The following is a 19946-nucleotide window of genomic DNA, read 5'->3' as shown; positions in this document are numbered from 1 at the left end:
CCTCGAGAAGAAGCGTTGATTCAGGCGGCGTCCCGGCCCGCGTCGAGGGCCTCGGCCAGGGCCTCGTGCGCGAAGGCATGGCCCTCGAAGAGCAGGCGCGCGGTGCGCAGCAGGCCCGCCTTCTCGACCACCGGGCTGTCTTCGGTTCCGCCGACCTCGATCACGACGCTGAACTCGCCCGTCGGGTGCTCGACCGACAGCGTCTTCTCGCGCCCGGGCGGGATTTTTGCGACCCGGGCCGCGGGCGATCCGGGCAGCACGCAGGCGGTCGCGACCGTGACGGCCGCGAAGACCCCGATCGAGGCATGGCACTCGTGGGGGATGAAGCTGCGGGTGCACACATGCCCGCCGGCAGCCGGCGGCGCCACCAGGGCCATCTTGGGCACGACCTTGGACGAGACGTCGCCCAGCCCCATGAGCCGGCCGGCTTCCAGGCGGATCTCCTCGAGGCGGGCCTTCAGCTCCGTGTCCTTGTCGAGCACGTCGCGCAGCTCGTATCCCGTCCGGCCGACGGCGGCGGCTTCGAGCACCACCACGGGCATGCCGTTGTCGATCAGGGTCGCGTCGATCCCGGCGACCCGGTCGACGGCGTTGCCCGTGGGCAGCAGCGAGCCGCAGACGGATCCCGCGGCGTCCAGGAACTCGACGGCGATCGGCGCCGCGGTGCCGGGCACGCCGTCGATGCGAGCGTCGCCCCCGTAGGCCACGCGGCCGTCGGGCGTCTGCACGCTGAGCTCCGCGATGGTGCCGGTATTCACCGTATGGACGCGCACCCGCGTCACCGGACCCCGCACGGGAACGAGGCCGCGCTCGATGGCGAACGGCCCGATGCCGGCCAGGATGTTCCCGCAATTGGGCGTGACGTCCACCTTGGGCTTGTCGACCACGACCTGGCCGAACAGAAAGTCCACGTCGCAGTCGGGACGCTGCGACTTCGACACGATGGCGATCTTGCTCGTGAGCGGATGGGCGCCGCCCATGCCGTCGATCTGGCGCGGATCCGGGGATCCCATGATCGACAGAAGGAGCGCGTCACGCCGTCCGGGATCGGACGGAAGATCCTCAGCGAGGAAATAGGCGCCTTTCGAGGTTCCGCCCCGAAGAATCATGCAGGGGATGCGAGGCTGAATGGTCCGTCTCCCACCATCAGGTGAATGGATCGCCGGAAGGGTGCATCAGCCCCATGGGTGCATCAAATGATCTGTTTATCGGCTTTCATGAATTTTTTTCACTGCGCCGCACGGGCTTCCTGCCGCGCCCTCCCGAGGAGGCCCGCTTGGGTTCGCCGAAGGTCTGCACGATCAGCCTGCGCAGCTCGTCCGCGAGGGGCGAGAGCGGCGTGCCGCGCTTCGAGATGATGCCGAGCTGGCGGGTGACGCTGGGATTGCGCAGGGGGATCAGCCTGAGCCCGCGCTCGTCGACCGTGTCGAAGGCGAGGCTCGGGATGACCGTGAGGGCGACGCCGGCCCGGACAAGGGCGACGGCGGTCTGGATGTGCTGGACCTCGAAGCGCCAGCTCAGGGTCTCCCGGCGGCTCCCGAGGGCGTCGTCGATGATGATCCGGTTACCCGTCTGCGGGCTGATCCGGATCAGCGGCTCCTCGGCGAGATCGGACCAGCTCACATCGGACTGGGAGGCCAGGGGATGATCCTCGGGACAGACCAGGGTGAACGGATCCTTGATCAGCATCTCGATGTCGAAGTCCCACCGGTGGGCCGCCACCAGGGTGATGCCGAACGCGATCGTGCCGTCCTGAACCAGGTTGCTGATCTCGGTGGCCGAGTTGTCGTAGATCCGCAGCACCACGTCTGGGTGCCGCTCCTGGAAGCCGCGCAGGGCCCCTGGCAGGCGCCCGGACGCGATGGTGGGGAGGCAACCGATCGACAGGGTCTCCTGGCGGCTGCGGCCCTCCTGGCGGAGCTCGTCAAGGGAGCCCGCGAGGTTCTCGATGGTCTCCTTCACCTTCGGCAGGAGGTTGAGCCCCGCCTGGGTCAACGACACCTCGCGGGTGGTGCGCGACAGGAGCTTCACGCCGAGATCTTCCTCGAGCTTGCGGATCCGGTGGCTGAGCGCCGTCTGCGAGAGATTGAGATGCGCCGCCGCATGCTGGAAGCTGCCGCGCTCGGCGATGGCCACGAAGGCGTGAAGCCCAAGAAAGTCGATGCGCATCGGGTTCATTCGCTAGGGGAAAGCGACGGTTCGGGTTGCTGGCGATATATGAAGTATCTTCATCAATCCCCAAAAACAAACCATTTGCTTCATTTCACCCTGGAAGCATCTCATGGGCGCCGAAACCGCTCCATGAAGGTCAGTCCGTTCGCATGACGTCAGCGCCGACGATTCCGCCTCCGCATCCCGATCCGCACCTTCCGTCCTTCAAGCTGCCGCCCAAGACGTGCGACACCCATTGCCACATCTTCGGGCCGAACGAGCGCTACCCCTACGTGCCGGAGCGCCCCTACACGCCGCCCGATGCCCCGTTGGAGATGTTTCGCGCGCTGCACGACCGCCTCGGGGTCGAGCGGGCGGTGATCGTCAACGCGACCCCGCACGGACGCGACAACCGGGTCGTGACCGACGCCATCGCGCAGAGCAACGGGCGCTACAAGGGCGTGGCGAACGTGGACGAGACGTTCAGCGATCAGGATCTCCGCCGCCTCGCGGAGGCAGGCATCACCGGATGCCGGTTCACCTTCCTGCCGCGTCTCGGCAAGCTGCCGGACATGTCGTCCTTCGACAGGATCGTCGAGCGAATCGCCGCCCTCGACTGGCACGTGGACCTGTACCTGCCCGCAACCCTGCTGAGCGAGTTCCGGCCCAGGCTGACGGCGCTGCCGGTCCCTTACGTGCTCGACCACATGGGCGTCGTCGATGCGAGCCTCGGCGTCGAGCAGCCCGCCTTCCAGGCGCTGCTCGACCTCGTGCGCGCTGACGAGAAGTGCTGGGTCAAGGTCACATGCCCGGAGCGCCTCTCGCGGGCGGGGCCGCCCTTCCACGATGTCGCGCCCTTCGGCACGGCCCTGATCGACGCGGCGCCCGACCGGGTGCTGTGGGGCACGGACTGGCCGCATCCGAACGTGCCGGTGATGCCCGACGACGGCGATCTCGTCGATCTCGTCCCTCTCTACGCGCCGGATCCGGACATCCGGCACAAGCTTCTCGTCCAGAACCCCGCGCGCCTCTTCCGCTTCGCGGATTGAGGGGCATCCCGGCAAGCCTGCGCAGACAGGCGGCGCGACACGAAAAACAGGGAGAAACACATCATCATGCTTGGTACCGTCACGAGACGTTCCCTTCTGGCCCTCGCCATGGCGGCTGGCCTCGGAACCGCCGCCCATGCGCAGCCCGCTTATCCGACACGTCCCGTCAAGGTGGTGGTTCCCTTCGGGGCCGGCGGCGTGGCCGACATCACGATCCGCATCGTGTCGGAAAAGCTGAGCGAGAAGCTCGGACAGAGGTTCATCGTCGAGAACATGCCCGGCGCAGGCGGCATCACGGCCGCCCGGGCGGCCCTGTCGGGGGGCGCGGACGGTTACACCTTGACCATGCTGACGAACGGCACCGCAATCAGCGTGCCGCTGTTCGCCAAGCTCCCGTTCGACCCTCAGGCCGATTTCGTCCCGATCTCGACCCTCGGCACGTTCGACTTCCTCTTCGTGGTCAACGCGGCTTCGAAGTTCGAGACCCTCAAGGATTTCCTGCAGCAGGCGAAGGACAAGCCGGGAAGCCTGAACGTCGCCACGGTGGCGGTCGGCAGCTCGCAGCACCTCGCCTCGGTCCTGTTCAAGCAGGAGACCGGGGCCGATCTGGTCCACGTCCCGTTCCGCAGCACGCCCGACGCCCTGGTGTCCCTGCTCAGGGACGACACCCAATTGCTCATCGACAGCCAGGCGGCCGTGAAGTCGGGTCTCGAGGGCAAGCAGGTGAGAGCGATCGCGTCCTCCGGCCCACGCCGCTCGCCCGCCATGCCGGACGTCCCGACCGTGCGGGAATCCGGGTTCGAGGGATTCGACGTGACGTCCTGGAACGCGCTCTTCGCCCCCAAGGGAACGCCGCAGCCCATCGTCGACACCCTCAACAAGGCCCTGCAGGACATCCTCAGGGAGGACGACGTCAAGGCGCGCCTGCTCGATCTCGGGATCGAAGCACGGGGTGAAACCCCGGCCGAGCTGAGCGCGCGGCTGCGCTCCGACATCGACAAGTGGCGGGCCGTGATCGAGAAGGCCGGCATCCCGAAGCAATAGGTGCAGGCTCATGAAGGACTTTCATCAATCCTTCAAAACAAACCATTTGCTTCATCTTTGGCCCCTGGCTCATCCTGGCCGGCGGGAGGAACGATAACGACCCATGAGCACACGGCCGACCATCGTCCTGCTGCCCGGGCTCCTCTGCGACGCCAGCATCTGGGAGGCGCAGAGGGCCACTCTCGCGCCCCATGCCGAGATCCGGATCGCGGACTTTTCCCAATTGGATTCCATCGACGCGATGGCCCGTTCCGCGCTCGGTCTCGCCGACGGGCCTCTCATCGCCATCGGGCATTCGATGGGCGCGCGGGTGGCCATGGAGATGGTCCGCCTGGCTCCCGGGCGCATCGAGAAGCTCGCCCTCATCGACACCGGCGTCGACAGCCGGCGGGACGGCGAGGCGGAAAAGCGCCAGATCCTGATCGATCTCGCGTTCGCGGAGGGCATGGAAGCCCTGGCCGAAAGGTGGCTGCCGCCCATGCTGCACGAGGGCAGGGTGGGCGACCAGGCGCTCCTGGCGCCGCTCAAGGCCATGGTGATGCGCGCCACGCCCGAGCAGCATCACAGGCAGATCAAGGCGCTCCTGAACAGGCCGAATGTGCGGCCGCATCTCGAGGCCATCGCCTGCCCGACCCTGGTGATGGTCGGGCGCCAAGACCGCTGGAGCCCGCTGGCCCAGCACGAGGAGATGGCGTCCCTGATCCCGAACGCGGAACTCGTGGTGATCGAGGACAGCGGACACATGTCCCTGCTGGAGCAGCCCGAGCAGGTGTCCCGGGCCCTGCTGCGGTTCCTGGGATTTGAAAAAGACCATTCAGGCGCGGATCGCGCCGCGCTCGGGGAGGTGAAGCCGATGGGCGATGACGCCGTGCCGGATCGTATTCCGGACACGCCCCTGTTCGACCGCAAGCGGTCGCTCCAGGGCTACCGCATTAACAAGATGGCCATGGGGCTCGGCAATCCGGCCAACCGGGAGGCGTTCCGGGAGAACGAGAGCGCCTATCTCGACCGTTTCGGTCTCACGCCCGAGGAGAAAGAGGCGGTGATGACCCGCAACTGGCGCGAGATGGTGCGCCTGGGCGGCAACCTCTTCTTCATTCTCAAGATTTCGGCCGTCGATCCGGTCCGCATCACGGAGATCGGCGCCCATCAGGCGGGAATGGAGCACGCGGATTTCCTGCGGGATCGTTTGGGGAAGAAGTAGGAATGGCAAAACTCATCGGAGGTCTCGGAACGTCCCATGTTCCCTCGATCAGCGCGGCCCTCGACAAGGGTCTGCGGGATACGCCGGACTGGAAGCCGTTCTTCGACGGATACATCCCTGGCCAGGACTGGGTGAGGGAGAACAAGCCCGACGTGGCCGTGGTGATCTTCAACGATCACGGCAACACGTTCTTCCTCGACAAGGTGCCGACCTTCGCGGTCGGCTGCGCGGAGGAATACCGGCCGGTCGACGAAGGCTGGGGGCCGCGCGCGATCGCGCCGTTCAAGGGGGCGGTCGACTTCTCGTGGCATTTCATCGACACCCTGGTCGAGAACCGGTTCGACCCGATGATCTGCCAGGAGATCGAGGTCGATCACGGGCTCCAGGTGCCGATGGAGCTGTTCTGGGGCAAGCCGGACGCATGGCCCGTGAAGGTCGTGCCGATCTTCGTCAACGTGATCCAGTACCCGATCCCGCTGCCGAGCCGCTGCTACGAGATGGGTCGCGTCCTGCGCCGGGCGATCGAGAGCTACGACAGCGACGAGCGCTTCGTCGTGGTCGGAACCGGCGGCCTGTCCCACCAGCTCCAGGGCGCCCGCGCGGGCTTCGTCAATCCGCAGGCCGACCAGGCCTTCCTGAACGATATCGCGGCCGATCCCGATAGGCTCGCGGCCATGTCGCGCGAGCAATATGTGGAGATGTTCGGCAGCGAGGGCGCCGAGCTCATGATGTGGCTGGTCATGCGCGGCGCCATGGACCCGGACGTGGTGGTCCGGCACAGGCACTACTTCGTGCCGGCCTCCATGACCGGGGCGGGCATGATCGTCCTCGAGAACCGGGCGGATGCCGCCCGCGCCGCGGCCGCGTGACGCCATGTACTGGCTCATGATCTGCCGCCATCGGGGCGATGCGGCGGCCTTGCGCGAGCAGCACCGGGAGGCGCACCGCCAGCATGTCGCCACGGGCGGAGGCGGGCTCGCCCGTGTGCTGATCGGCTCCGCCCTGACCGAGGACGACGGCGAGACGCCGCACGGAAATTTCGGCGTCCTGGAAGCGCCCTCGCGCGAGGCCGCCCGGGCCTTCGCCGAGAGCGATCCCTACGCTCTCGCCGGCATCGTCGAGTCGATCGAGATCACCGCCCTGGCGTCGCGCTTCCAGGCGCACCGGATCGACCCGATGACTCCCTAGAGCATCGGACGGAAAAGTGGATCCGGTTTTCGCTGGCGCGGCCCGCCGGGTCCGTTCTGACCGATGCTCTCATTCAAGAAGAAAGCATCGGATGGATCCCAAAAGTGCAAGTCCACTTTTGGGTCCGATGCTTTAGACGATAAGACCCGTGACAGTCGACGCCACAAGAACAAGCCGGAGGAACCAATCGATGCAGGATGATCCACCTGTGAGCGGCTCGCGACACGCCGTCAGCCGCCGCCAGATCCTGATGGGAGCGGCCGCCCTGGGGCTCTCCGCGGGCTCTTCGGCGCGGGCCGCGGCCCAGACCTGGCCGAGCCAGAACATCCTGCTGGTCGTCCCCTTCACGCCGGGAGGATCGACCGACATCCTGGCGCGGCTGCTCGGCCAGCGGCTCGAGGCCGCGCTGAAGAACCCGGTGATCGTCGAATCCCGTCCGGGAGCCGGCGGCTCCGTCGGCGTCGGATCCGTGGCCCGCGCGGCCGCGGACGGACATACCATCGTGATGGGCCATATCGGCACCTTCGCGGTGAACCCGGCGCTCTATCCCAAGCTGCCCTACGACCCGATGAAGAGCTTCGAGCCGGTGAGCGGCATCGCCAACGTGCACAACATGCTCGTCGTCCACCCGGACGTGCCGGCCAAGACCTTGCAGGAGCTGATCGCCTACGCCAGGCAGAACCCCGGCAAGCTCAACTACGCGTCCGGCGGCATCGGCAGCGCCGCGCACATCGCGACCGTCGCCCTCTGCGACCGCACCGGCATCTCGATGACGCACGTGCCCTATCGCGGCACGGCCCCGGCGGTGACGGACCTGCTCGGCGGACGGGTGCAGGTCATGTTCACCGGAGCGCCGAACCTGGTCCAGCACGTGGAGGGCGGCACGATGCGGGCGCTCGCGGTCTCGGGCCTGTCGCGCCTCAAGGCCGCTCCGGCGGTTCCGACCGTTGCGGAACTGGGCTTTCCCGGCTTCGAAGCGTCGCAGTGGTACGGCATCCTGGTTCCGGCCGGCACGCCGAAGGCCGTCGTCGACCGCCTCAACGCCGAGATCAGGGCCGCCATGGGGGCGCCGGAGATCGCCGAGCGGCTGTCGCTCGAAGGCGCCGAGGTCTGGACCACGACGCCGGACGAGTTCCGCCGCCATATCGTCACCGAGATGACCCGGTGGGGCGACCTCGTGAAGCGTGCGGGGATCAAGCCCGAATAGAGGCTCAACGATCGAAGAGATCACCTTCTCCGGTTCCAAAAAGGCCGCCAAGCGCCAGACGGACGAGCCAGGGAAGGTCGAACGGGAGGAAGGACACATGCTACGACGGACTTTCATCAGCGCCGCAGGGATCGCGGCCGCCATGCTGGCCCTGACCGGGGCGGCATCGGCCCAGGAGCCCCTGAAGATCGGCCTGATCCTGCCGATGACCGGGCCCTTCGCGTCGACGGGGCGGCAGATCGAGGCGGCCGCCAAGCTCTACATGCAGCAGAACGGCGACACGGTGGCGGGCAAGAAGATCCAGCTCATCGTCAAGGACGACACCGGCACGGCCGACGTCACCAAGCGTCTCGCCCAGGAGCTCATCGTGCAGGACAAGGCGGCAGTGCTCGCGGGGTTCGGCCTGACGCCGCTGGCGCTTGCGACCGCGCCGCTCGCCACCCAGGCGAAGGTGCCCGAGGTGGTGATGGCCGCCGCCACGTCGATCATTCCCGAGCAGTCGCCCTATATCGTGCGCTCGAGCTTCACGGCCGCGCAGGTGACCGTGCCGCTCGCCGAATGGGCCGCGAAGGAGGGCCTCAAGCGGGTGGTCACCATCGTGTCGGATTACGGCCCCGGCATCGATGTGGAAAAGGCCTTCACGGAAACCTTCACCAAGGCCGGCGGGCAGGTGGAGAACCTGCGGGTTCCGCTCGCCAACCCGGACTTCTCGCCCTTCCTGCAGAAGGTGGCGGACGCGAAGCCCGATGCCCTCCTGGCCTTCGTGCCCTCCGGCGTCGGCGCGCAGTTCATGAAGCAGTTCGTGGAGCGCGGCCTCGACAAGAGCGGGATCCGTTTCCTGGCGGAAGGCAGCGTCACGGACGACGATCTTCTCAACAACATCGGCGACGTCGCCCTGGGTGCCGTCACCGCGCACCACTACTCCGCCGCCCACGACAGCCCGGAGAACAAGGCCTTCGTGGAGGCTTTCAAGAAGGCCAACAACGGCATGCGGCCGAACTTCATGGCGGTGGGCGGCTATGACGGCATGCACCTGATCTACGAGGGCCTGAAGAAGACCAACGGGCAGGGCGGCCAGGCTCTGATCGACGCCATGAAGGGGATGAGCTGGACGAGCCCGCGCGGCCCGGTCTCCATCGACCCGCAGACCCGCGACATCGTCCAGAACGTCTATATCCGCAAGGTCGAGCGGAAGGACGGCGAGCTCTACAACGTGGAGTTCGCCACGATCCCGAACGTCAAGGACCCGGTGAAGGCCGCCAAGTCCAACTGAGACCACGCCGGCCGAAAGCGCCATCGCAAGATGGCGCTTTTTTCTGTATACAGGTCCAGATCATCTCGGCCGGTTTTCAGCCATAACCGCCGGTATTAGCCGCAAGTATAGTTGCTGTAGCGCGTTAACTGTATACAGTCTGCTCAGGGAGAAAACGGATGACGCACGCCAAGGCTTATCCCCTCAACGCGTGGTACGCCGCAGCCTGGGGCCACGAGATCAGGCACGAACTCGCGGCCCGGACGATCTGCGACAGGGACGTGGTTCTCTACCGCCGCACGGACGGCCAGGTCGTCGCCCTCGAGGACGCATGCTGGCATCGCCTGCTGCCGCTTTCGATGGGGCGCCTCGAAGGCGATCAGGTGATCTGCGGCTATCACGGCCTCGTCTTCAACTCCGCCGGCCGGTGCACCTACATGCCGGCGCAGAAGACCATCAACCCGTCGGCCTGCGTGCGCTCCTATCCCGTGGCCGAGCGCCATCGCCTCGTATGGATCTGGCCTGGCGATCCCGCGCTGGCGGACCCTGCGAAGATCCCGGACTTCCACTGGAACGACGGCGCCGACTGGGTCGGCGAGGGCGGCACCTTCTACAGCCTGAAATGCGACTACCGCCTCGTGATCGACAACCTGATGGACCTGACGCACGAGACCTATGTGCACGCGGGCAGCATCGGCGACGAGGCGATCACCAGCGCGCCGTTCGACGTGACCCATACCGACCGCACCGCCACGGTGACGCGCTGGATGATCGGCATCGAGCCGCCGCCCTTCTGGGCCCGGCAGCTCGGCCGGCCGGGCGAGCATGTGGACCGGTGGCAGATCATCTATTTCCAGGCGCCGTCCATCGTGGTCGGCGACGTGGGCGTCGCCGTCACCGGAACGGGCGCTCCGCAAGGGGATCGCTCGCAGGGCGTCAACGGCGCGTTCCTGGCGGCGATCACGCCCGAGTCGGACAAGTCGTGCCACTATTTCTGGAATTTCGTGCGAACCTTCCGGACGGACGACGAGCAGCTGACCCGGGACATCAACAAGGCGCATGTCAACGAGGGCAAGGGCGTCTACGACCAGGACCACGTAGTCCTCGAGGCGCAGCAGGTCGCCATCGACCGGAACCCCAGGATGCCGTTCTACAACCTCAACATCGATGCGGGTGCCCTGTGGGCGCGCAAGCTCATCGACGCGATGCTGGACGACGAATACGGCCCGCAGCCGCATGTGCCGAGCCAGGCGGCCGAGTAGGTCCGACGATGGCCGAGCAAATCGAATGGCGCGCCGCGAAGCTGCTCCGGACGCGGGATCTCTCCCCCGACATCCGACTCTTCGAGATCGAGCCCTCGGGAGACTTCGTCGCCCCGACGCCCGGCAGCCACATCAACGTGACGGTGCAGATCGGCGAGCGTCCGGACGTGCGGTCCTATTCGATCGTAGGACCGTGCGCGGACGGCCTCTACCGGATCGCGGTCAAACTCCTCGGCGACAGCCGGGGCGGCTCGGCCTATATGTGGAGCCTCGAGCCTGGCGCCCGGCTCACCATTTCGACTCCGGGCAATCACTTCGATCTCGGCCGGGGCCGGCCGGAATACCTCCTTCTCGCCGGGGGCATCGGCATCACGCCGATCTTCACCATGGCGATGGCGCTCGCGGACATCGATGCGAATTTCCGGGTGCTCTACGCCTGCCGGCGCCGGGAGGACGCGGCGCTTGCCGACGAGCTGCGCGCGCGGATCGGCGACCGGCTGCACCTGTTCGTCGATACGGACGGGGGCAGGGTGGATCTCGATTCCGAGATTGCCCGGCTCGCACCCGGCGGCGAGCTTTATGTCTGCGGGCCCATCGGCCTGCTGGAGGCGGCCAAGCGCGCCTGGCAGCTGAGCGGACGTCCCGTCGATCAGCTGCGCTTCGAGACCTTCGGCAACAGCGGGCGCTTCGCCTCGCAGCCCTTCAAGGTCAACATCCCGCGCCTGAACCTCGTGGTCGACGTCCCGCAGAACAAGACCATGCTGGATGCGCTCGAGACGGCCGGGGTCGCCATGATTTCCGATTGCCGGCGCGGCGAATGCGGGCTCTGCGCGCTCTCCATCCTGGAGGTGGACGGCATCGTCGATCACCGCGACGTGTTCTTCAGCGACGAGGAGAAGGCCGCGAACGCCAAGCTCTGCACCTGCGTGTCGCGGGTCGCAGGCGGCACCATCACCATCGACACGGCGGACAGGGCGGCCTGATGAGCATCGAGAAGACCAGCGACCGCGCGCTCTCGCAGACCGTGAAGGCGCAGCTTGCCCTGCGCGAGCTGGTTCTTCGCGGCGCTTTGAACCCGGGCGAGCGGGTCTCCGAGCTGCAAATGGTCGAACGGCTCGGCGTCTCGCGCACCCCGGTCCGGATGGCCCTCGTGCGCCTGGAGGAGGAGGGGCTGCTGGAAGCCATTCCGTCCGGCGGTTTCGCCGTGAAGGCCTTCTCCGAGAAGGAGGTCTTCATCTCCATCGAGATCCGCGGAACGCTGGAAGGTCTGGCGGCGCGGCTTGCCGCCGAGCGCGGCGTCGGCCGCTCGGAACTCCTGGAGGCCGCGGCATGCCTCGATGAGATCGACGAGGTCGTCCGCCGCGAGATGCTCGAGATCGACCTGTCGCAATATGTCGAACTGAACGCCCGGTTTCACCGGATCCTGATCGACATGGCCGATTCTCCGCCCTTGGCGCGGCAGATCGAGCGGGCGAGCGCCCTGCCGTTCGCCTCGGCGAGCGCCCTGGTGCCCGTTCAATCGCGATCGCCGGAGCTGCATCACATCCTGACCGTCGCCCAGGACCAGCATCGCTGCGTCCTGACGGCCATCGAGCGGCGCGAGGGCAGCCGGGCCGAGGCGATCATGCGCGAGCACGCCCGCATCGCGCACCGAAATCTGGAACGAGCGCTGACAAACCAGAGGGACATGGACCTTGTGCCGGGTTCTGCGCTCATCAAACGGCGCATCCGCGCCTAACGGCAAAAAGCCGAAGAGGGAGTGAGGAAACATGTTGAGACGCACATTCCTGGGGGCCGCCGCCATGCTGGCCCTGACCGGGGCGGCATCGGCTCAGGAGCCCTTGAAGATCGGCCTGATCCTGCCGATGACCGGGCCCTTCGCGTCGACGGGGCGGCAGATCGAGGCGGCCGCGAAGCTCTACATGCAGCAGAACGGCGACACGGTGGCGGGCAAGAAGATCCAGCTCATCGTCAAGGATGACACCGGCACGGCCGACGTCACCAAGCGGCTCGCGCAGGAGCTCATCGTCAACGACAAGATCGCCGTCATGGCGGGCTTCGGCCTGACCCCGCTCGCCCTCGCGCCGGCGCCGCTCGCCACCCAGGCGAAGGTGCCGGCCGTCGTGATGGCGGCGGCCACGGCGACCATCACCGAGGCCTCGCCCTATATCGTGCGCACGAGCTTCACCCTGCCGCAGGCCACGGTGCCCATGGCCGAGTGGGCCGCCCAGAACGGCATCAAGAAGGTCGCGACCCTGGTGTCGGACTACGGGCCGGGCATCGACGCCGAGAAGGCCTTCACCTCGGCGTTCACGGCCAAGGGCGGACAGGTGGAGAACCTGCGGGTTCCGCTCGCCAACCCGGACTTCTCGCCCTTCCTGCAGAAGGTGGCGGACGCGAAACCCGATGCGCTCTTCGTGTTCGTGCCCTCCGGCATCGGCGCGCAGTTCATGAAGCAGTTCGTCGAGCGCGGCCTCGACAAGAGCGGCATCAAGCTGATCGGCCCCGGCGACGTGACGGACGACGATCTGCTGAACAACATGGGCGACGTGGCGCTCGGCGCGATCACGACCCAGCATTATTCCGCCGCCCACGACAGCCCGGAGAACAAGGCCTTCGTCGAGGCTTTCAAGAAGGCCAACAACGGCATGCGGCCGAACTTCATGGCGGTGGGCGGCTATGACGGCATGCACCTGATCTACGAGGGCCTGAAGAAGACCAACGGGCAGGGCGGCCAGGCACTGATCGACGCCATGAAGGGCATGAGCTGGACGAGCCCGCGCGGTCCGGTCTCCATCGACCCGCAGACCCGCGACATCGTCCAGAACATCTATGTGCGCAAGGTCGAGCGCCGGGATGGCGAGCTCTACAACGTGGAGTTCGCCACGATCCCGAACGTCAAGGACCCGGTGAAGGCCGCCAAGTCCAACTGATCATCGTGGCAGGCGCCTCCTCGCGGCGGCGCCTGCCTCACGTTCCCTGGAGAGACCGGTGCTGACCATCCTCTTTGACGGTATCGCCTACGGCATGCTGCTGTTCGTGCTGGCCTGCGGGCTCGCCGTGACCCTCGGGCTGATGAACTTCGTCAACCTGGCGCACGGGGCGTTCGCCATGGCGGGCGGCTACGTCACGGCCGTCCTGATGAACCGCTACGGGGTGCCGTTCCTCCTGACGCTGCCGCTGGCCTTCCTCGTGCCGGCTCTCGCGGGCCTCGTGCTCGAGCGGACCCTCTACAAGCAGCTCTACACGCGCAGCCATCTCGATCAGGTCCTGTTCTCCATCGGCCTCGTCTTCATGGCGGTGGCCGCGGTCGATTACGCCATGGGCTCGCAGCAGCAGATGATCCGCATCCCCACCTGGCTTCAGGGGCGCGTCGAGATCCTGGGGATCCAGGTCGGGCTGTACCGCAGCTTCATCATCGCCGTATGCGGTGTCCTGGTGGTGGCCCTCCAGTTCATCCTCACGAAGACCCGGTTCGGCAGCCGCCTGAGGGCCGCCGTGGACGATCCGCGCGTCGCCCGCGGACTCGGCATCAACGTGAGCGTGATCTTCGCCGCCACGTTCGCGGTCGGGTCGGGACTCGCGGGCCTGGGCGGCGCCCTGGGGGCCGAGATCCTGGGGCTCGATCCCACGTTCCCGCTCAAGTTCATGATCTACTTCCTGATCGTCGTGACCGTCGGCGGGACGACGAGCATCACCGGACCTTTCCTGGCCTCCCTGCTGCTCGGGATCGCCGACGTGGCCGGGAAGTACTACGTGCCGAGCCTGGGCGCCTTCGTCATCTACACGCTCATGATCGTCGTTCTCGTTCTCCGCCCCCAGGGGCTGTTCGCCCGTGCGCGCTGAACCGACAGGAAACATGCCGATGCAGTCCGACACTGCCGATAACGTAAGGGCGGCCCTGGGCCGGAGGGGCCGATGGGGCTGGGGCGAGGTCGCCTTCTGGCTCGTGGCGGCCGCCACCCTGGTCTTCCTGCCCGAGCGCCATCTGATCCTCAACGAGATCGCGATCATCGGCCTGTTCGCCCTGTCTCTGGACCTGATCCTCGGCTATGCCGGCATCGTGTCCCTGGGCCACGCAGCCTTCTTCGGGCTCGGCGCCTATGCGGCCGGCATCCTGGCCAAGAACGGGATCGGCGATCCTCTGCTCGGCCTGGGCGTCGCCGCGCTCGCCGCGGCGATTCTCGGCTTCGTCACCAGCTTCCTCGTCCTGCGCGGCTCTGACCTGACCAAGCTCATGGTGACGCTCGGCGTCGCCCTCGTCCTGGGCGAGCTCGCCAACCAGATGTCCTGGCTCACCGGCGGCGCCGACGGGCTCCAGGGCATCACCATGGGGCCGATCCTCGGCCTGTTCGAGTTCGACATCTTCGGAACGGTCGCCTACGCCTACAGCCTCGTGGTGACCTTCGTGCTGTTCGTCATCGCGCGGCGGATCGTCGTGTCGCCCTACGGCCTGTCGCTGCGCTCGATCCGGGACAACCCCCTCCGGGCCAGGGCTGTCGGCATCCCGGTCAACCGCCGCCTCGTGGCGGTCTATACCCTGGCAGCCGCCTATGCCGGCGTCGCCGGCGCCCTGCTGGCCCAGACCACCCAGTTCGTTTCCCTCGACGTGCTCGCCTTCCACCGCTCCGCCGACGTGATGCTGGTGCTGGTGATCGGTGGCGTCGGCTATCTCTATGGCGGGCTCATCGGGGCCGTCTTCTTCAAGGTGCTTCAGGACGTTCTCTCCGCCTGGACGCCGCAATACTGGCAGTTCTGGATCGGCCTGATTCTCGTCCTCCTCGTGCTGGCAGGGCGCGAGCGGCTGACCGACCGGGTCCGGGCCCTGCGGCCGCGGTCGCGGCGCGGCCTCGCGACCGACAAGGCACGGCCCCTGCCCACGACGACGGCCCGGGAGGTCTGACATGGCGGCTGCTCTCGAAACCAGAGGCCTCGTCAAGCGCTTCGGCGGCCTCGTGGCCACGGACAACGTGACGTTCAGGCTGGAGCAGGGCGCCCGCCATGCCCTCATCGGGCCGAACGGCGCCGGCAAGACCACGTTCATCAACCTCCTCACGGGCGTGCTCGCGCCCACATCCGGGCAGATCCTCCTGGAAGGCCAGGACATCACGCGCCTGCGGCCGGAACTGCGGGTCCAGCGCGGTCTCGCCCGCACGTTCCAGATCAACCAGCTCTTCCCGGCCATGACGCCGCTCGAAACGCTCGGTCTGGCGGTGTCGGAGCGCATGGGAGGAGGCCACGACTGGTGGCGCGTGATCGGCAGCAAGCGCGAGATCGTCGACGAGATCGTCGAGATCGCCGAGCGCTTCCGCCTCACCGACGTGCTCGACGAGCGCACCGCGAATCTGGCCTATGGCAAGCAGCGGCTCCTGGAGATCGCCGTCGCCTTCGCGTGCCGGCCACGGGTGCTCCTCCTCGACGAGCCGGCCGCCGGCGTGCCCGAGGCCGAGCGGCACGAGCTGCTCGCCACCGTGGCGGCCCTGCCGCGGGACGTGTCGGTTCTTCTGATCGAGCACGACATGGACCTGGTCTTCAGCTTCGCCGACCGGATCTCGGTCCTGGTCAACGGCGGGCTGTTCACCGAAGGCAGCGTCGAGGAGGTCTCGACCGATCCCCGGGTTCGAGCCGTCTATCTCGGGGAGAGCGTCGATGAATGACCTTCTGCAGCTCAGCCAGGTCTCCGCCGGTTACGGCGAGGCCGTCGTGATCTCGAAGATCGACCTGTCGCTCAAGCCCGGGGAGTCGCTCGCCGTGCTCGGGCGCAACGGCACCGGCAAGACGACCCTGCTCAACACGATCATCGGGGTGACGCGGCTGCGCGGCGGCTCGATCCGGCTCGACGGCCAGGACGTCACGGCGGCCCGCCCGGACCGGCGGGCGCTCGCCGGGATCGGCTGGGTGCCGCAGGAGCGCAACATCTTCAAGTCCCTGACCGTGGAGGAGAACATCACCGCGGTGGCGCTCCCCGGGCCTTGGACGCTGGCCCGCGTCTACGAGATGTTCCCCCGCCTCAAGGAGCGCCGCTCCAATCTCGGCAACCAGCTCTCGGGCGGCGAGCAGCAGATGCTCGCCATCGCCCGCGCGCTCGTGCTCAACCCCAAGCTCATGCTGCTGGACGAGCCCACGGAGGGGCTGGCTCCGATCATCATCGAGGAACTGCTGGCGGCCCTGAACCGGATCATCCGCCAGGAGGGCATGTCCGCCATCGTGGTGGAGCAGCACGCCCAGAAGATCCTCGGCGTCACCGACAATGCCGTCATCCTCGACCGCGGCACCATCGTGCATTCCGGCACGAGCCGGTCGCTGATCGACGACCCGGCCGCCCTCGAGCAGCATCTCGGGGTGACGGCCAAGAAGAAGCCGGCCCGGATGGCCGCACGTTAGATTTTTTCATCTGGAGGAAAGCCCATGCAACGCACGAAACCGCCTTTCCGCGCCGATATGGTCGGCAGCCTGCTTCGGACCGCCGCCTTGAAGGAGGCGCGCCACAAGCATCACGACGGCGAGATCTCGGACGAGGCCCTGAAGGAGGTGGAGGACCGCGAGATCCGGGCCCTGATCAGGAAACAGGAGGAGATCGGCCTGCAGGCGGTGACGGACGGCGAGTTCCGCCGCGCCTTCTGGCATTTCGACTTCCTGGAGCATCTCGACGGCGTCACCTCCGTCGAGGCCGATTCGGGCATGAACTTCAAGGGCGGCGTCGGCATTTCGAAGGCGCTGCGGATCACCGGCAAGGTCGGCTTCTCCGGCCAGCATCCGATGATCGACCACTTCCGCTTCGTGAAGGACAACACGGACCGGGTCGCCAAGATGACCATTCCGGGACCGAGCATGCTCCATTACCGCGGCGGGCGGAAGATGATGAACATGGGCGTCTATCCCGACATGGACGATTTCTATGCCGATGTCGGCCGGGCCTACAACAAGGCCGTTCACGCCTTCTACGATGCCGGCTGCCGCTATCTGCAGCTCGACGACATCTCCTTCGCCTATCTCTGCGATCCGGAGCAGCGCGAGATGCTGCGCCAGCGCGGGGACGACCCGGAGAAGCAGCCCGAGATCTATGCCGGCATGGTGCGCGAGGCGCTCAGGGACAAGCCGGAGGATCTGACGATCACCATGCACCTGTGCCGCGGCAACTTCCGCTCGACCTTCATCGCGTCCGGCGGATACGAGCCGGTCGCGGAGGTGCTGTTCAACCGCATGCCGGTGGACGGCTACTTCATGGAATGGGACACGGACCGCGCCGGCGGCTTCGAGCCCCTGCGCTTCCTGCCCAAGGGCAAGTCCGTCGTTCTCGGCCTCGTGACCTCCAAGACCGGCATCCTCGAGCACAAGGACGACATCAAGCGCCGGATCGACGAGGCGACGAAATACGTCGATCTGGACCAGCTCTGCCTCTCGCCCCAATGCGGCTTCGCCTCCACCGAGGAGGGCAACACCCTGGCCGAGGACGAGCAATGGGCCAAGCTGCGCATGATCGTCGAGATCGCCGAAGAGGTGTGGGGCAGCCCCGGCTCCGGAGCCAAGCAGGCGGCCTGATCGGGCAGGCGAGGGAGCAAAGAGTTCCCTCGCCAATCCCGTCACACGCGAGGGATACGACGATGCAGGACGAACCGGTGCTCGACCTGGCCCATCTCGGCCACCTTGAGCTGCTCACGCCCAGGCCCGAGGAGAGCCTTCGCTTCTTCGTCGACGTGCTCGGCATGACGGAGAGCGGACGGCAGGGCGATTCGGTCTACCTTCGCGGTTGGGACGACTACGAGCGCCACTCGCTCAAGCTCACCGCCTCGAAGAAGCCCGGCATGGGCCATATGGCCTTTCGCGCCCGCAGCCGGCAGGCACTCGAGCGTCGCGTCGCTTCTCTGAAGGGATCGGGTTACGAGATCGGCTGGACGGACGGCGATCTCGGTCACGGGCCGGCCTTCCTGTGTCGCGATCCGGACGGGCACGTGGTGGAGCTCTACTACGAGACCGAGTGGTACCAGGCTCCGCCGGAGCTGAAGCCGGCTCTTAAGAACCAGGCGCAGCGGTTCCCGGCCCGGGGCGTCAATGTCCGCCGGCTCGATCATCTGAACTGCCTCGCGGCGGACATCCGGGAGAACCGGATCTTCTACGAGACCTATCTCGGCTGCCGGCTGACCGAGCAGATCGTCCTCGACGACGGCACCGAGGCCGGCATGTGGATGACGCTGACCAACAAGAGCTACGACTTCGCGTTCACGCGGGACCATACCGGTGCGAGGGGTCGGTTCCATCACCTGACCTACGCGCTCGACAGCCGCGAGGACGTCCTGAGAGCCGCCGACATCTTCCTGGAGGCCGGCGTTTCCATCGAATCCGGTCCGCACAAGCACGCGGTGCAGCAGACCTTCTTCCTGTATGTCTACGAACCGGGGGGTAACCGGGTCGAGGTCTGCAACGCCGGCGCCCGCCTCATCCTGGCCCCGGACTGGAAGCCGATCGTGTGGACGGAGGCGGAGCGCCGCAAGGGCCAGGCCTGGGGCATGAAGACCGTCGAGTCGTTTCACACCTATGGGACGCCGCCGGTCGAGATGAGCGATTAGAGCTATTTTCGGCGAAGTGGATCCGGTCCGCCGTTGAAAAATGCGGCAAGCCAAGGAAGAGAGCTGTTTCCACGCTCGTGGAAACAGCTCCAGGGCCTGAATCGCGCCGAAGCGTTGCCGCGGCCGCGGTTTCGTGATCCGCTGCCGTGGTGAAGCCTTGTCGAGGCATGACGAACAGCAGGCTCTCCCGATGCCCGGATCCGACACCGCGATGTTCAAGCTCGATCCTACCCCGAAGGTCATCTCGTTCGACTGCTATGGGACGCTCGTGCAATGGTACGAGGTGCTCGAGCGCGAGATCGGTGCCGCGCTGGCGCGGCACGAGGCGAGCGGCGCGAGCGCATCCGCGATCCTCGACAGCTTCTCCGCGCAGGGGCGGCGCCTGACGGCGGAAAGGCCGCACCGCCTCTACAAGGACATCCTGCGCATCGGCTTTGCCGCTGCGTTCCGCGAACACGGGCTGACTCCGGGCGCGGACGAGATCGAGCGCATCGCGTCCTCGCCCATGAGGATGGGCCCGCACGCCGAGGTCCCGGAGGTCCTGCGGCGCCTGCGCGAGCGCTACAAGCTCGCGATCTTCACGAACTCCGACGACGATCTTATCGCCCCGACCGTGGCGCGCATCGGGGTCCCGTTCGACTACGTCATCACCGCCGAACAGGCGCGGGCTTACAAGCCGTCGCGACAGCTCTTCGAATACGCCTACCGCACGATAGGTGTCACGCCCGACCAGATGGTGCACGTCGCCATGGGCATGTACTGGGACATGAAGGCCTGTCACGAACTGGGCCTCCGCGGCATCTGGGTGAACCGGCGGGGGGAGGCGGGCAACCCGGACTGGCTGCCTTATTCGGAGGTGTCGGACCTGGACGGTGCGGCCGCATTGCTCTTGCCACCGTGACGCAGACTTGGCGCAGCGCCTGTTCTCCGCTCAGGCCTGGAGGCGGACCTTTGCCGCGCGGCCGATGGAGCCCAGATCCCGGAGCCGTTCGCGTCGGGACTTCGATGCAGCGTCCGAGGAG

At 67.0% G+C, this 19946-nt stretch carries 20 protein-coding genes; 18 read left to right on the top strand and 2 right to left on the bottom strand.

The features are described from left to right. Positions 1-20: 20 nt before the first annotated feature. Together OCW50_RS07425 and OCW50_RS07420 are read right to left on the bottom strand one after the other, a co-directional pair. A complete protein-coding gene (locus OCW50_RS07425) occupies positions 21-1109 on the bottom strand; it encodes a 4-oxalomesaconate tautomerase (RefSeq protein ID WP_373371323.1) in 1089 nt (362 codons plus the stop codon). Positions 1110-1215: 106 nt separating this feature from the next. After that, positions 1216-2169, bottom strand: a complete 954-nt coding sequence (locus OCW50_RS07420) for a LysR family transcriptional regulator (protein ID WP_262273258.1) — start codon at positions 2167-2169, stop codon at positions 1216-1218. Positions 2170-2321: 152 nt separating this feature from the next. Here OCW50_RS07420 and OCW50_RS07415 point away from each other — a divergent pair, with 152 nt between their 5' ends. The 18 genes from OCW50_RS07415 to OCW50_RS07330 all read left to right on the top strand — a co-directional run bounded on the left by OCW50_RS07415 (position 2322) and on the right by OCW50_RS07330 (position 19825). Further along, the gene (locus OCW50_RS07415; RefSeq protein WP_262296986.1) at positions 2322-3200 is read left to right on the top strand and encodes an amidohydrolase family protein; all 879 of its coding nucleotides are present in this window, start codon (positions 2322-2324) and stop codon (positions 3198-3200) included. Positions 3201-3266: 66 nt separating this feature from the next. Next, positions 3267-4244 (top strand): Bug family tripartite tricarboxylate transporter substrate binding protein, encoded by a 978-nt coding sequence (locus tag OCW50_RS07410; protein ID WP_262296985.1) that lies wholly within the window; start codon positions 3267-3269, stop codon positions 4242-4244. 103 nt (positions 4245-4347) lie between these two features. Further along, positions 4348-5448, top strand: a complete 1101-nt coding sequence (locus tag OCW50_RS07405) for an alpha/beta fold hydrolase (protein WP_262296984.1) — start codon at positions 4348-4350, stop codon at positions 5446-5448. Positions 5449-5450: 2 nt separating this feature from the next. Next, positions 5451-6317 carry a class III extradiol dioxygenase family protein gene (locus OCW50_RS07400; RefSeq protein WP_262296983.1) on the top strand — a complete coding sequence of 289 codons (867 nt, stop codon included), beginning with the start codon at positions 5451-5453 and terminating at the stop codon, positions 6315-6317. Further along, entirely contained in the window at positions 6292-6636 is a 345-nt protein-coding gene (locus OCW50_RS07395; protein ID WP_262296982.1) for a YciI family protein, read from the top strand. Before OCW50_RS07400 ends, OCW50_RS07395 begins: the two co-directional genes overlap by 26 nt. Positions 6637-6826: 190 nt before the next feature. Continuing rightward, a complete protein-coding gene (locus tag OCW50_RS07390) occupies positions 6827-7843 on the top strand; it encodes a Bug family tripartite tricarboxylate transporter substrate binding protein (protein ID WP_262296981.1) in 1017 nt (338 codons plus the stop codon). Positions 7844-7940: 97 nt separating this feature from the next. Beyond that, a complete protein-coding gene (locus OCW50_RS07385) occupies positions 7941-9116 on the top strand; it encodes an ABC transporter substrate-binding protein (protein ID WP_262296980.1) in 1176 nt (391 codons plus the stop codon). Between the two features lie 158 nt (positions 9117-9274). Then, the gene (locus OCW50_RS07380; RefSeq protein WP_262296979.1) at positions 9275-10357 is read left to right on the top strand and encodes an aromatic ring-hydroxylating dioxygenase subunit alpha; all 1083 of its coding nucleotides are present in this window, start codon (positions 9275-9277) and stop codon (positions 10355-10357) included. Positions 10358-10365: 8 nt separating this feature from the next. Further along, a complete protein-coding gene (locus OCW50_RS07375; protein ID WP_262296978.1) occupies positions 10366-11340 on the top strand; it encodes a PDR/VanB family oxidoreductase in 975 nt (324 codons plus the stop codon). Beyond that, positions 11340-12095, top strand: coding sequence for a GntR family transcriptional regulator (locus OCW50_RS07370; protein WP_262296977.1), 756 nt, complete (start codon positions 11340-11342; stop codon positions 12093-12095). Before OCW50_RS07375 ends, OCW50_RS07370 begins: the two co-directional genes overlap by 1 nt. Positions 12096-12126: 31 nt before the next feature. After that, positions 12127-13290, top strand: coding sequence for an ABC transporter substrate-binding protein (locus OCW50_RS07365; RefSeq protein ID WP_262296976.1), 1164 nt, complete (start codon positions 12127-12129; stop codon positions 13288-13290). 58 nt (positions 13291-13348) lie between these two features. Continuing rightward, a complete protein-coding gene (locus tag OCW50_RS07360) occupies positions 13349-14203 on the top strand; it encodes a branched-chain amino acid ABC transporter permease (protein ID WP_262296975.1) in 855 nt (284 codons plus the stop codon). A gap of 19 nt (positions 14204-14222) precedes the next feature. Continuing rightward, positions 14223-15260 carry a branched-chain amino acid ABC transporter permease gene (locus OCW50_RS07355; protein ID WP_262296974.1) on the top strand — a complete coding sequence of 346 codons (1038 nt, stop codon included), beginning with the start codon at positions 14223-14225 and terminating at the stop codon, positions 15258-15260. Between the two features lies 1 nt (position 15261). Next, entirely contained in the window at positions 15262-16014 is a 753-nt protein-coding gene (locus tag OCW50_RS07350) for an ABC transporter ATP-binding protein (protein WP_262296973.1), read from the top strand. After that, complete coding sequence (locus tag OCW50_RS07345; protein WP_262296972.1) at positions 16007-16741, top strand: ABC transporter ATP-binding protein; 735 nt, start codon at positions 16007-16009, stop codon at positions 16739-16741. Before OCW50_RS07350 ends, OCW50_RS07345 begins: the two co-directional genes overlap by 8 nt. A 24-nt stretch (positions 16742-16765) precedes the next feature. After that, the gene (locus OCW50_RS07340) at positions 16766-17899 is read left to right on the top strand and encodes a 5-methyltetrahydropteroyltriglutamate--homocysteine S-methyltransferase (protein WP_262296971.1); all 1134 of its coding nucleotides are present in this window, start codon (positions 16766-16768) and stop codon (positions 17897-17899) included. 62 nt (positions 17900-17961) lie between these two features. After that, entirely contained in the window at positions 17962-18924 is a 963-nt protein-coding gene (locus OCW50_RS07335) for a catechol 2,3-dioxygenase (protein WP_262296970.1), read from the top strand. A 190-nt stretch (positions 18925-19114) separates the two neighbouring features. After that, entirely contained in the window at positions 19115-19825 is a 711-nt protein-coding gene (locus OCW50_RS07330; protein ID WP_262296969.1) for a haloacid dehalogenase type II, read from the top strand. Positions 19826-19946: the final 121 nt, after the last annotated feature.

Origin of the sequence: Microvirga sesbaniae, from assembly GCF_025460805.1 — a bacterium.
GTDB lineage: Bacteria > Pseudomonadota > Alphaproteobacteria > Rhizobiales > Beijerinckiaceae > Microvirga > Microvirga sesbaniae.
The sequence above is the reverse complement of the archived record's forward strand: the minus strand, read 5'-3'. Positions and strand labels throughout refer to the sequence as shown.